This is a genomic window from methane-oxidizing endosymbiont of Gigantopelta aegis (assembly GCF_016097405.1).
In the GTDB taxonomy this organism is placed as follows: domain Bacteria; phylum Pseudomonadota; class Gammaproteobacteria; order Methylococcales; family Methylomonadaceae; genus Methylomarinum.
The window spans coordinates 1,278,993-1,292,571 of sequence record NZ_JAEHGD010000001.1 but is presented as its reverse complement, the minus strand read 5'-3'; the positions used below and the strand labels follow the sequence as shown (position 1 = coordinate 1,292,571).

Sequence of the window (13,579 nt, the reverse complement as noted above, 5' to 3'; positions counted from 1 at the left end):
ATTGAGATAAAACGTAAGGAGGCGGGGCATGTTGCCCCGCGTGCAGAATCGGTCAATCGAGACCGAGTTTCTTTTCCAGATAATGGATATTCTGGCCGCCTAAGGCAAAGGCACTGTCTGCCATAATATCCTGTTGTAATGGAATATTGGTTTTGATGCCGTCGATAATCATTTCACTCAATGCCGTTTTCATCCGGGCAATGGCACTGTTTCGATCTTCACCGTGTGCTATCAATTTACCAATCATGGAATCATAAAACGGGGGGACCACATAACCATTATAAATATGGGTTTCGCAACGGATTCCGGGGCCGCCCGGCATATGAAACTGATTGATTTTGCCTGGACTCGGCATAAAGTTAGTCGGGTCTTCAGCATTTAAACGGCATTCGATGGCATGGCCGGTAAAGGTGATTTGGTCCTGGGTTTTAGACAGTTTTTCACCGGCAGCAACGCGCAGCTGTTCTTTAACAATATCAAAGCCGGTAATCATTTCGGTGACAGGATGCTCCACCTGAACCCGGGTGTTCATTTCGATAAAAAAGAACTGACCTTTTTCATATAAAAATTCAAAGGTTCCGGCACCGCGATAACCAATGTCAAGACAGGCTTTGGCGCATAATTTCCCCATCCGGTCACGTTCTTCATCGCTCAAACCTGGTGCTGGCGCTTCTTCTACTACTTTCTGGTGCCGGCGTTGCATGGAGCAGTCTCGCTCGCCTAAATGAATAGCGTTACCGTGGCTATCGGCAATGACTTGAAACTCGATATGGCGCGGGTCTTCCAGAAATTTTTCCATGTAAACGGTTGGATTGCCGAAAGCCGCTCCGGCTTCCGCCTTGGTCATTGTAATCGCGTTAATCAGTGCCGCTTCAGTATGCACAACGCGCATGCCACGACCGCCACCGCCACCAGCGGCTTTAATGATGACTGGATAACCGATTTCATGCGCCAATTTAAGGTTTTCAGCCTTATCATCGCTTAATGGGTCGCCATTTCCCGGAACACAGGGAATTCCGGCCGCAATCATAGCTTTTTTAGCCTGTATTTTGTCACCCATCATTCGGATGGTATCGGCTTTCGGGCCGATAAAGACAAATCCGCTTTGTTCCACTTTTTCAGAAAAATCGGCGTTTTCCGACAAAAAACCATAGCCGGGATGAATTGCCTCGGCATCGGTGACTTCGGCCGCACTGATAATGGCGGGGATATTCAAATAACTGTCGGTGGAAGATGGCGGACCGATACACACGGCTTCATCGGCTAGACGAACATGCTTTAAATCACGGTCGGCGGAGGAATAAACCGCAACGGTTTTAATATCTAATTCGCGACAAGCTCTTAAAATACGCAGCGCGATTTCACCACGATTGGCAATAACTATTTTATCGAACATTTGTGCTATCCAAGGTTATTCTATGATGAATAAAGGCTGGTCATATTCGACTGGCTGCGCGTCTTCTACCAGGATTTGTTTAATCGTGCCACTGGCATCTGATTCAATTTGGTTAAGAATTTTCATGGCTTCGATAATGCATAGGGTATCGCCGACCGATACTTTCTGCCCCACTTCCACAAAAGGCGTGCCGCCAGGTGATGCGGCACGGTAAAAGGTGCCGACCATTGGGGATTTGACGACATGACCGGAAGCCGCGTTTTCAGTGCTAGCTGGAGCTTCCGTTGTTGGCATTGGTGCAGGTGCTGCTGTCGGAGCTGGCGCAGCAGCGGCAGGTGCCTGAACAATCGTGCTGGTTGCCGTCAGGCGGCTGATGCGTACCGACTCTTCGCCCTCACTGATTTCAATTTCAGTGACATCTGAGTCTTCGATGATCTCGATCAATTTCTTTATTTTTCTAATATCCATGGTGTTATGTCTCTTGGGCTAATATTTTATCAGCGGCCTCTAGGGCCAGTTCATATCCATGTCCACCTAATCCTGCAATAACGCCCTGTGCAATATCGGAAAAATAAGAATGTTTCCGAAACGGTTCTCGCGCATGGACATTTGACAGGTGAACTTCTATAAATGGAATTCGGGTGGCCAGCAAAGCATCGCGAATCGCTACGCTGGTATGCGTAAAAGCGGCGGGGTTTATAATGATAAAGTCGCTGTTTTCGGCAAAAGCCTGATGAATTCGCTCGACCAGTTCATGTTCGGCATTATGTTGAAAAAATTGCAAATGATGCTGCAATTGTTCGGCTTTGGTCAATAATATCTGTTCAATATCCTGTAAGGTCTGTTTGCCATAATGCCCGGGTTCGCGAATACCAAGCAGATTCAGATTAGGGCCGTTCAGAACAAGGATTTTTGCCATGAAAGTGTCGAGTCAAAGTATTTGATGGGCTAATTTTGCCTAAATTGTAAGGTTTTGTCCAGATTTATGTCATTTCATGACAAATCGCGTCACAAACTTTATTTTTTCTTGCATTTATTTGCTAGTTTCTGCATTTTACAGATTTTTCAAACACAGAATTTTACATGCAACGTATGAAAACAGCTTTTACCCCCCGATTTAGCTTGAATATCATGGCCTTGTCAGGGTTGATGCTTTTCACGAGTTTAAGCTTGGCAAAAGCGGAGGCTATTCTACACCATGCGACCTATTTAGTGGTGAATCAACGTGGAAAAATCTTGTTGGCAGCTAAAGCTGATGAACCCCGGGTTCCAGCCTCTACCACCAAGTTGGTGACCGCTTGGCTGGCATTAAAGCATTGGGGCGAGAAGCATCATTTCATGACGCCGTTTTATTTTGATAGGTCAACGAAAACCCTGTGGATAAAGGCCAGCGGTGATCCGTTTCTGGTCTCGGATGAAATTCGGCGCATGGCACATCATATTGCCGCGCGTGGTATCGACGAAATTGATCGCATTGCCATTGATGACAGTTTGTTTGATGCAGACTTACAGGTCCCCGGTAGTAGTTTGACCACCAATCCTTATGACGCCATTCCGACTGCATTAGCGGCAAATTTTAATACGTTGGCCTTACAAATCCAGCACGGTAAGATTATGTCCGGCGAACCTGAAACGCCATTGACTGCATTTGCTAAAACCCAGGCGGGCCGTATCCGGGGCTTTAAAGAGCGCATCAATACCGGTTTTGACAGAACCGACGCTGAACGTCATTTTGTACAATTATTGGCTATTTTTCTGCGTCAACAAGGACTTAATGTAGATGAAACGATAATCTGGGCGCGCGTGCCAGCGAATGTTCCATTGTTTTATGCGCATTATAACCAACGCAGTGTAGCCGATATTATCCGGCCGATGATGAAATATTCGACTAATTTTATTGCCAATCAACTGGTATTGATGCTGGCGGCCGAGAAATTTAAGCGGCCGGCTAATTTTGCCGATGTGCAAACCTATATGCAATCGACCGTAAAGCGTTATTTCGACTGGCAAGGTGTGGTGTTACAAGAAGGTGCAGGGTTGTCTCGGCAGAACCGTTTATCGGCCAGACAATTGACCGAATTATTACGGGATTTTTTACCCTGGCGTGATTTATTGCCAGAAGTGGCTCCAGGGCTTTATGCAAAATCAGGCACCTTGGATCATATCAGCACTTTGGCCGGTTATATTGTGGATGAGCGCCGATGGTGGCCTTTTGCGTTGATGATGCAACAGACAGTTTCACACAAGAAACGCCATCATATCATCCAGCAACTACGACAAAAAATTAACACTCAATCACATTAACGGCTAAACCGCCTTGAGCAGTTTCCTTGTACTTACTTTGCATATCGGCGCCGGTATCGCGCATGGTTTTAATCACCTTGTCCAACGATACCATATGATTGCCGGTGCCACGCAAGGCCATGCGACTGGCATTGATTGCTTTTACTGCGCCCATGGCATTACGTTCGATGCAGGGAATTTGCACTAAACCTGCAATCGGGTCGCACGTTAATCCCAGATTATGTTCCATGCCAATTTCGGCGGCGTTTTCCACCTGATCTATGCTGCCACCTAAAACCTCGGTTAATGCACCCGCTGCCATTGAGCAGGCGACGCCGACTTCGCCTTGACAACCGACTTCGGCACCGGAAATGGAGGCGTTGATTTTATACAGCATACCGATAGCCCCCGCCGTCAGTAAAAAGCGGATAACGCCCTCGTCGCTGGCATCATCACAAAAGCGCCAATAATAATGCAACACGGCAGGAATAATACCGGCCGCACCATTGGTTGGCGCCGTGACGACTCGACCGCCGGCCGCATTTTCTTCACTGACAGCCAGTGCAAATAAATTGACCCAATCCAATTGACCTAAAGGTAAGTGGTCATGCAGGGTATCGCGTTGTAATTGCTGATACAGTTCCGGTGCACGGCGTTTGACATTCAGGCCGCCGGGTAATATGCCGGTTTGTTGAAAGCCGCGTTCGGTACAGGCTTTCATCACCTGCCAGATGTGCAGCAGTTGCTTGCGAATTTCGTCTTCACTGCGCCAGCATTTTTCATTTTCTAGCATCAGGCTGCTGATAGTACATTGGTGCGCTTCGCATTGCTTGAGCAAGTCAGCCGATGAGCGAAATGGATAAGGCAAATCGACCTTATCGGTTTCATTATCGGTATCGTTTTCTTCGCCTGTGCTGATAAAGCCGCCGCCAATGGAATAGTAATCACCTTGTAAGATAAGATTGCCATGACTGTAAGCGCTAAAGCGCATGCCATTGCTATGAAACGGTAATGATTCAAGGTGATAAGACAGGTCGCTGGCTTCGTTGAACGGAATTGTGGTTTCGCCCAGCAACATGAGTTGTTGTTGCTGGCGAATCTTCTGCAAGCGTTGTTCGATGGTATCAGGTTCAACCTGTTCTGGCGTTTCACCTTCAAGGCCCAGCAAAACGGCTTTATCGGTACCGTGTCCTTTTCCAGTCGCGCCCAGCGAGCCGAACAGTTCAATCGAGATGCGGTTGACCTGGTCCAGTTTTTGTTCAGCTTTCAATTTTTGGGCAAATAACAAGGCCGCCCGCATTGGGCCAACCGTATGTGAACTGGAAGGCCCAATACCGATTTTAAATATATCGAATACGCTGAGTGTCATGATTTATAGGTGGATAGCTAATGATCGGTAAATGATACCGCGCCATGCCTTGGTTTTGCTAGTAATATAGGATTACTGTTGTGGTTTGGATGGATTGAAACCGCTGACTCGATTGCGACCGCTTTGTTTGGATTGGTAGAGTGCGTAGTCGGCGTTATTCACCCATTCCGATAGTAGTTTATCGGGGGTTGGAATAGTGCAGGCATAGCCAATACTGGTCGTCACAATGGAGGTGGTTTGAGATTTTTCATGCGCTAAGCCCAGTTTTTCCACCGCTTGGCGCAGATTTTCGGCAACATGGTGTGCGCCATGTTGATCGGTAAGGGGTAATACGCAAACAAACTCTTCACCGCCATAGCGGGCTAACAGATCGGTAGGTCGCGTAATCACTGCCTGCATGGCTTGTGCGACTTGCCGCAAACATTGGTCGCCGGCGGCATGGCCATAAAAATCGTTGTAAGTTTTGAAATGGTCAATGTCAATCATGATCAGGCTGAGTGGCTCGGCTTCGCGTTGCATGGCACGCCAGGCTTGCAGCAGAAATTCATCGAAACGGCGGCGGTTAGCGATGCCGGTCAATGCATCAATGGTGGCTTGTTGTTTGAGCAAGTCGCGGGCTTTTTTCAGTTCTAGGTGATTACGAATACGCGATAACACAATCGGCGCTTTAACGGGTTTGTTGATATAATCAATGGCGCCACAATGCAATCCTTTGACTTCATCATCGTCGCTATCCTGGCTGCTGACAAAAATCACTGGAATCTCTTGGGTCACCGGATTAGCCTTTAATTCCTGGCAGGTTTCATAGCCATCTATGCCTGGCATCATAATATCTAATAACACCAGGTCGGGTTGATATTCTGTAGCTAGTTCAAGAGCTTTCTTGCCATTTACTGCAAACAACACTTCATATTCTGCCTCCAGAATATTGATCAGCAGTTTGATATTCAATGGTTCATCATCGACCACTAAAATGACGCCATTATGATGCATTTTTTTCTTCCTTGTTGTGCAAAGCTGTTAAAAGTTTGATTAACAACTGTCGAGCTTTGTCATAATCTAGTTGTTGGATGGCACGAGCTATGTGTCGGATATCGTCAGAATAAGGTGTATCCAGTAAACACTTTGATAGTGCATCGCAATCGTTGCGGGCCAAATGACTATGGCGCTGTAGATGCCGGTTCAGGCGATAAAGTATTTGATCCAGATTATCACCGGATGCCGTTGTGGCAGGTGCTTCCGTTTGTTTTGATGTATGACGATATGTTTCTATATTATGGAACAGTTGATTTAGTAGCTCGGCTAGTCGTTTGAAATGACGCTGAATGTCTGTTTCGTCTGTTGCTTCGCGGATGGTGGATTCGGTGATACCAGCCTGATCGAATATCGCTTGAAAACCGAGATTGCCAGCGATGCCTTTAATGCGGTGTATTTGTTCAAGGGCTTGCTGTATATCTCCTGAGTTCAATAAGCAAGTAATCCGGGCAATCGCGTTGTGGTTTGTATCATAAAATTCGAATAACAATTCTTTGTAAAAAGCGTAATCCATATGCAAGGATTTGGCATTTTTTTGCAAGGCAGCTGAGAAACCATCACTGGGTGAATTGTCAAAGGTTGCTTCGATAATATACTGGTCATCTTGTTGCAGCGTGGGAATCCACTGTTGCAGAATATCAATGACTTTTTGTAATTGAATTGGTTTGGATAGATAATCATCCATACCGGCTTGCAGACATTTTTCTCGGTCGCTTTGTAGCACATTTGCGGTCATAGCGATGATTGGGGTGCGCGGCAAACTATTTTTAGCCTCCCATTCGCGGATGGCTTGGGTGGCTTGGTAGCCGTCCATGACCGGCATATGGCAATCCATAAACACCAGATCATAGTCATTCTGGTTTAAGGCGTCCAATGCTTGTTGGCCGTTCTCGCAAAAATCGACTGTTATGCCGAGTTTTTGCAGAAAACGCCCAGCGACTTTCTGGTTGATAGCGTTATCGTCGGCCAGTAAAGTATGTGCGTTAAAGTGTGGAATACGGCGTTCTTCAGTATATGTGACGACCTTTGTGTTATTTAGCAGCAGTTTTGCTAGGCTTTTGAACAGCAAGGTTTGTCGCACTGGCTTCATTAGGCAAATATTGATGTCTGGGTGTTGTTTGATGCCGGTGGCTGAACTTAACAGTAGGCAGGGCAAGTTCTGAAAGTTTGGTAGGTTGTGGATAGCTTTGGCCAATTGCAAGCCATCCATATCCGGCATCTGATAATCGACAATGGCGCAGTCGACAGATAGATTCTCCAGCGCTGACAGGGCCTCTTGAGCATGGCCGAAACTGTAGTAATGTAGTTTCCAGTTATCACAATAATGTTCCAGAATTTTACGATTAGTGGCATTGTCATCAACAATCAGAACCGTGTGACCGTCTATTTCATCTAATGTGGCTTTGTTTTTTTCCTCTGTTTTTACCGGCAAATTGAACCAGAAGGTGGAGCCTTGACTAGGTGTGCTGTCAATATGAATATTTCCACCCATTAGTTCGACCAGTTGCCGGCTGATCGACAGGCCAAGGCCGGTGCCACCGAAACGGCGGGTGGTTGAGGCATCGGCTTGACTGAAAGCATCGAACAGCCTGTCTTGCTGATGTTTGGGTATGCCGATGCCGGTATCGCGAACCGAAAACTTCAAGGATAAGTGTTCGGCGTCAATGCGTTGGTCAATAGAGACTTCCAACATCACTTCGCCGTGTTCGGTAAATTTGATCGCGTTGCCCATTAGATTTAATAAAATTTGCCGCAGGCGGGTTGGGTCACTGAAAATAATGTCCGGTATATTGGCATGGATAAAACAGCTTAACTCCAGCTGTTTGGCGAATGCTCGTTCCGATAATAGGGCGGCAATGTCTTCACATAAAGGGCGTAGTTCGGTTTCGATGATTTCAATATCTAGGCAGCCCGCTTCAATTTTGGAAAAATCCAGAATATCGTTGATGACATCGAGCAGAGCAAAGGCGGAATTGCGTGCTGTTCGGGCAAATTCACGCTGTTCGTCCTGCAAGGGGGTATCGGATAACAATTCCAGCATACCCAAGATACCATTCATCGGCGTGCGTATTTCATGGCTCATATTAGCCAGAAACTGACTTTTGGCTTCCGAGGCGTTCAGGGCTTCCTGCTGGGCTTGTGTCAGCTCCAAATTATTTTGTTGCAAGGTTTCATCACGGCTCTGGATTTCATCCATTAAATGATTGAAGCCTTGAATTAGAGTGCCGGTTTCATCATTACTGGTTTGTCTGGCTCGGGCACTGAAATCCTGACTATTGGTGATACTATTCATCAATCGTGTCAGTTCCAGAATCGGCCGCGTAATCAGCTGTTGTAAGTAGCTGGCGAACAGGATAGTCACCAACAGCACACCGAGGCTGATATAGACCAGAATATGTATCAATTGCTGTATCAGCTGTTCTAGTTGAACGGTGCTTGAGGCGATATAAATACCACCGATACGCTCATTATCGACCGTGATCGGTTGGGAAACACTGATCAGTCCGGGGGAGACGACAATGTCGCTTTCGGGTAGATTCTCGGGCGGTGAATACGCGCTGTTTTGGCGCTGAAAACGGCCTAATAGTTTGCCATCCGAATTATATAAGGCAGCACTTTCAATATTCGGTGCAATGTGCAGATTGGCCAGCATTTGTTTGATGCCTGATGCATCTTCAAACATGACAGCTGCCGCATTGTTCATCGCCGTCAGTTTGGTCAGGACAGCCAAATCCTTCTGCATCCTGTTCAATAACAGTTGTTTGGAAAAATGCACGACGGCCACACTTGCCAGTAGTAAGGCGAGTGCGGTTGTCGCTGTCATTAAGCCGATCAGCTTGAGACTGATCGAGCGTTTAGGCTGTTTAATCTTCAACTTTCCGCGCCAGTGCCAATAATTGAAAGCCAATATTCAGGCCATTCTTTTTAGCGGCTCCGTGGTTAATGGAAAACACCAAACGGTTGTTGTGGTTGCCCAGTTCTATAATACCGCCCTGCTGCAAAAAACCGGAGTTTTCACTGATGGTCAGAACCGGTTTGTGTTTGAGCGTGTTCAAGTCGATGCTGTTTTGACCGTTCAGATAGATGGCCTGGCATTGGTTTAAATCGGCTTTTTTGTCCAGTATTTGCAGCCGAATTGGTTTGCCTTGTACGCTGCGACTGGTCAATGGTTTAAAGGCTGGGTCGTATTGATTCAAACACACGGTAAAACTGTGAGCGTTTTGTTCGGGCGTATTCGACCAATCGACAAACTTTATGAATTTATATATCGCCGCCGCAATGACTTTTTGTTTTTGCGTGACAAAGTCATTTTCGGCAAAACTGAGCAGTGTGCCGGAAAGCAGCGCTACCGATGAAAGTAATACCAGTACCAACCCTGAAGCCAGCTTTTTATTTAGAATGTCCATTGCCAGCCTCCTGAAATCACCCAGTCTGTTTCCAATTGCGGCCCATCCAGTGACTGATAAACAGGTAGGCCAATTTCAAAGCCAAGGTGTTGTCCCTTGAGTGTGCCATCCGGCGCATATAATTCAACCGATAACAGCATGTCGATACGTTTTCCACCTCTGATTTGAGGGTCTGCTGTCGGGGACATAGTCGCCATCAATTGCGGATCGGCGCCATGTATATCTCCCCACCACATGCCTTTCATACGGATTGAAGTGCTGAACCAGCTATCCCAGATGCGTGACAGCCAGGCCGAACCATCGAGGCGATCGCCTAAGCGGTATTGATTGTCATTTTTTCCGGTGCGGATAGTACCTATCATTTGTGCCCCCCAGCTCCAATCCCGGCTGAGTCCCTGATAGCTGATGCCGGGCAGGAAGTCTACCGTGCCTGAACCTAATTGCATGGGATAAGGTAGGCGCTGATTTTTGCCCATAGGGGTATCGCCGCGTTGATTGATGGAGCCGGTGGGTATACTGATACCGCCTTTTAGGCTGATTAAATGTTCATCCCAGCGGGTTCTGAATGCAACGCCATTGATCATCAGTTTCAAATCACCAAGACCTTCGGAATGAGTGCTGAAGCGTTGTCCCATGCGGGTCACAATATTCATATCATTGAATTTATACGGAAGCATTGCCATCAATGTGACATCATCACTAGGTGCATACATCAATGAACCCATATGCATTTCCATGTCCATAGATAAAGGTGTCATCGCGTATTTCTTTAGGATGTCCCGTTGACTGATGGAGTTTTCACCATAGAGATTGCCTGCCATGCCCATATACATATAGCGATAACCGACCATCCATTCGCCCTCTTTATGAATATGGCTTTCTTGAATATTGACAGCATTGGTGTCCAGTGGAATGGACAGAATTTCTTCCAGACTGGCATCGAGAAAGTGTTCATCCTCTTCGCTAGCAGAAACAGAAATAGCAAGCGAAAGAAAAATAAACCAATACCAGGGATATTTTTTCTGTCGAATGATGGACATTGTGTTCTCCATAACTTATGAATTAAATTGTGCGGTTAAAGATGTTTCAAGCAAGGTTGATGATGCGAATTGTTCAACCGGTACAGGTTTGCCAAACCAGTAGCCTTGACCATATTGACAATTCAATAATTGCAGCTGTTTGACCTGGGCTTCGTTCTCAATGCCTTCGGCCAGTGTTTTTATATTGAGTGCTTTGGCCATGTTTATTACCGCCTCAACAATCGCCTGATTGTTGGAGCCTGTTATGTGAATATCATGAATAAAGGAACGGTCAATTTTGAGGACATCGATTGGCAGGTTTTTAAGTCGGCTGAGTGATGAATAACCGGTTCCAAAATCATCTATAGCAACGGACAGGCCAAGTTCTTTAAGTGTCGTCAGCTTGTCGTACAGTTCATCTGATGGGAATTGTAAGGCGCTTTCGGTTAGCTCCAGTTCGATAAACTGTGCAGGGGCACCAGTTTCAAGTAAGGTCTGGCTGATTTTTTCGATAAAGTCTGGTCGGTTAAATTCTATGGGTGAAATATTGACAGCAATGGCGTGAAACTCATCGGGGATTCGGTGCTGTTGGTGCCAGCTGCTGACCTGCTGACAAACAGCTCTGAAAACCCACTCGCCAATATCGACAACCAGTCCACTTTCTTCAGCAACCGGAATATATTCGGCCGGTGAAATATCAGCTAATGTGCCTTGATGAATACGTAACAAGGTCTCGGCACCAATAATTCGCCCGGATTTCAAGTCAGTTTGCGGTTGCAGATAGGTTGATAAATGCTGTTGTTTGATAGCTTTGCGCAGAGCTGATTCGTATTGTATGTATTTAAAATTCTGTAAGGTAAAGCGTTTGTTGTGCCATTGATAATTGTTTCGGCCATTTTTTTTGGCTTGGAACATGGCCGATTCGGCAAATTTGACCAGATCATTGGCATCTGCTGTGTCATTGGGATAAATACTGATGCCGATACTGCCTGTAACAATGAATTCATAGCCATTGACAGCCACTGGCTGTTGCAGACTGGTCAGGATTTTACGGGTGAGCTCAAGAACGCAGGAATGGTTGTTAGTGCTTAGTTCTGGAATGATAATGACAAACTCGTCGCCGCCGGTATGTAGCAATTCTTCGTTGTGTAAAACCTGGCTAATACGTTTAGATAAGGTCTTTAAAAACTGATCGCCTGCGGTATGGCCTAGGGGCTGTTGCCATTTCACATAGGTAACCATAAAAAGGCGCAAGCCAGAGCGATAGAGCCTTCAAAATTTCGTTTGAGTTTGTCATATCGCGTGGCGATCGCTCTGAAATGCTTAAGTCTTGCAAACACATTTTCAACGAGATGGCGATATTTGTAGAGACACCAATCCATTTCATCATTTCCCCGAGTTGAATTCTTTTTCTTGGGATAACAGGAACAGCCCCTTTGTCTTTAATTTGAAGACGTAATGCTTCACTGTCATAGCCTCTGTCAGCAACTATATAGTCACCTTTTGGGAGCTCTGCAACTAATTTCGGTGCTTCTTTACAGTCATGAACTTCGCCGCCTGTCACTGAGAAATGAATAGGAAGACCACAGGCATCAACGGCCATATGAATTTTACTGGTGTTCCCGGCGACAGATTTCCCTATCGCTGTTTCTTGTTCACAGGCCGCACCACTACTATGCTGATGTGCTTTCACAATACTCCCATCAATAAATTCCCATTCCCGATAAAAATACCTTCGACTGTTTTTCGAAGACAAGGTTTGTCATAAATTCCCATTTTCAACATAATTATCTTCAGTTTCTCCCAAAGTTCATCCGTAAGCATTTGTCGGGGCATAGTTTGCTTGTTTTTGAGTCAAAATAAACAATCTATGTGGCGGAGTTATTGAATTTCAAGGGGGATTTTCAAAACGGCAACAGCCCCTAGTGATTCATTTACCTTTTTGAAATGATCGATATCCAGGCATAATAGAGCGAAACGTTGGTTTTTTATTTTCGCCTGTTCGATCGCTCGCTGGATTTTGTTGTGTAATAAAGCTCGGTTGGGCAGACCAGTTAATGAATCGAAATATGTCAGTTGTTGACAGGCCTGCTCGGCGCGCTTTATTTCAGTCAGGTCGGTGAAAATAGATAAATAGTGGGTAATTTCATCCTTGGGATTTTTAATAGCTGACAAGGTTAGCCAATAGGTTTTTTGCTCTTCATCATGCTTAATAACAACTTCGCCTTGCCAGTTTTTCTGCGTATCTACGCGACATAAAATGTCATTTAGCGTCAGACCAGATTGGGTGTTGAATGGCAATGTCAGGAAATTCTTGTCGGATAGTTGATTGAGGCTTTGTCCGGTCAGGGTACAGCAGGCTTCATTACAACGAATGATTTGGTGCTGCTGATCCGTGATAAAAATAGCTTGTTGATTGATATCAATCACTTTGTTTCCGAGGACCAGTTCATCGGCGACTTGTTTGCGTTTGACCAAGGTCTCGATGGCTTGGGCGATTTTTTGTACGCTGGAGAACAGTGTCTGGCTGGTTCTTAAGGAATCTGGAATTGGAAGAATGATCACGCCCATCAGCGTTTCGTGGTTTTTCAGCGGTGCAATAAAAAAGGGGGATAAATTTTGTTGTTGTGAAGCTGGCTGAAACTGAATCGTGTCGATGGATTGTTCGGTAGCATTTATGGCGATATGTTGCCATAGGGCAATTTGTCTGTCATTCAAACCTCGTTGTGCAAAGATGAGTTTATTACCTGGCTGAGATAATAAAATAGAGGTGGATGGCGTGAACGGTAAAGCGGGGATGGCGGAAATAAGAGCCAGACTTCTTTCCAGCATTTGTTGCATGGTGTGCAAATGTACTGGGAAGGATTGTATAGCGAGTAACAGTTCGGTTAATTGAGCCTGTCGATTCTGTTGTTTACGATAGTTAAGATGCCATATCAACACGCCTGAAAGCAGTAGACTTAAAATAAAAATAAGGCCAAGTTGAATGTACATTTATGCTCCGTGCAGGGGGGTCGTTAAATCCGCTTCAACTCAAAATCTAGTGATAACCCACAGTTTGGTTTGAGCT

At 45.8% G+C, this 13,579-nt stretch carries 11 protein-coding genes and 1 pseudogene; 1 reads left to right on the top strand and 11 read right to left on the bottom strand.

The window, feature by feature from the left end; all coding sequences use genetic code 11:
• Positions 1-52: 52 nt before the first annotated feature.
• Genes accC through aroQ form a run of 3 tightly spaced genes read right to left on the bottom strand, consistent with a single transcriptional unit; the run spans position 53 to position 2,315 of the window.
• Positions 53-1,396 carry an acetyl-CoA carboxylase biotin carboxylase subunit gene (accC, locus tag JEU20_RS06485; RefSeq protein WP_198244370.1) on the bottom strand — a complete coding sequence of 448 codons (1,344 nt, stop codon included), beginning with the start codon at positions 1,394-1,396 and terminating at the stop codon, positions 53-55.
• 15 nt (positions 1,397-1,411) lie between these two features.
• Positions 1,412-1,864, bottom strand: a complete 453-nt coding sequence (accB, locus tag JEU20_RS06480) for an acetyl-CoA carboxylase biotin carboxyl carrier protein (RefSeq protein WP_198244368.1) — start codon at positions 1,862-1,864, stop codon at positions 1,412-1,414.
• 4 nt (positions 1,865-1,868) lie between these two features.
• Positions 1,869-2,315: a type II 3-dehydroquinate dehydratase gene (aroQ, locus tag JEU20_RS06475; RefSeq protein ID WP_198244366.1), complete on the bottom strand. Its 447-nt coding sequence runs from the start codon at positions 2,313-2,315 to the stop codon at positions 1,869-1,871.
• Positions 2,316-2,488: 173 nt separating this feature from the next.
• Between aroQ and JEU20_RS06470 the strand changes: the two genes are divergently transcribed.
• Positions 2,489-3,700: a D-alanyl-D-alanine carboxypeptidase/D-alanyl-D-alanine-endopeptidase gene (locus JEU20_RS06470; protein ID WP_214657290.1), complete on the top strand. Its 1,212-nt coding sequence runs from the start codon at positions 2,489-2,491 to the stop codon at positions 3,698-3,700.
• On the opposite strand, the gene JEU20_RS06465 is transcribed toward JEU20_RS06470, so the two are convergent.
• From JEU20_RS06465 to JEU20_RS06430, 8 genes and pseudogenes are all read right to left on the bottom strand, one after another.
• A complete protein-coding gene (locus tag JEU20_RS06465) occupies positions 3,681-5,048 on the bottom strand; it encodes an L-serine ammonia-lyase (protein WP_198244362.1) in 1,368 nt (455 codons plus the stop codon). The two genes, JEU20_RS06470 and JEU20_RS06465, sit on opposite strands and share 20 nt — an antisense overlap.
• A gap of 72 nt (positions 5,049-5,120) precedes the next feature.
• The gene (locus JEU20_RS06460) at positions 5,121-6,041 is read right to left on the bottom strand and encodes a diguanylate cyclase domain-containing protein (RefSeq protein ID WP_198244360.1); all 921 of its coding nucleotides are present in this window, start codon (positions 6,039-6,041) and stop codon (positions 5,121-5,123) included.
• Positions 6,031-8,958: a response regulator gene (locus JEU20_RS06455; protein ID WP_198244358.1), complete on the bottom strand. Its 2,928-nt coding sequence runs from the start codon at positions 8,956-8,958 to the stop codon at positions 6,031-6,033. Before JEU20_RS06455 ends, JEU20_RS06460 begins: the two co-directional genes overlap by 11 nt.
• Positions 8,948-9,490 (bottom strand): YfiR family protein, encoded by a 543-nt coding sequence (locus JEU20_RS06450; protein WP_198244356.1) that lies wholly within the window; start codon positions 9,488-9,490, stop codon positions 8,948-8,950. The genes JEU20_RS06455 and JEU20_RS06450 overlap by 11 nt, the downstream gene beginning before the upstream one ends.
• Entirely contained in the window at positions 9,478-10,530 is a 1,053-nt protein-coding gene (locus JEU20_RS06445) for a transporter family protein (protein ID WP_198244354.1), read from the bottom strand. The genes JEU20_RS06450 and JEU20_RS06445 overlap by 13 nt, the downstream gene beginning before the upstream one ends.
• A gap of 15 nt (positions 10,531-10,545) precedes the next feature.
• On the bottom strand, positions 10,546-11,751 hold the full coding sequence (locus JEU20_RS06440) for a putative bifunctional diguanylate cyclase/phosphodiesterase (RefSeq protein WP_198244352.1): 1,206 nt from the start codon (positions 11,749-11,751) through the stop codon (positions 10,546-10,548).
• Positions 11,736-12,345: pseudogene (locus tag JEU20_RS06435) on the bottom strand (IS5 family transposase). Before JEU20_RS06435 ends, JEU20_RS06440 begins: the two are co-directional and overlap by 16 nt.
• 45 nt (positions 12,346-12,390) lie before the next feature.
• A complete protein-coding gene (locus tag JEU20_RS06430) occupies positions 12,391-13,503 on the bottom strand; it encodes a PAS domain-containing protein (RefSeq protein WP_198244350.1) in 1,113 nt (370 codons plus the stop codon).
• Positions 13,504-13,579: the final 76 nt, after the last annotated feature.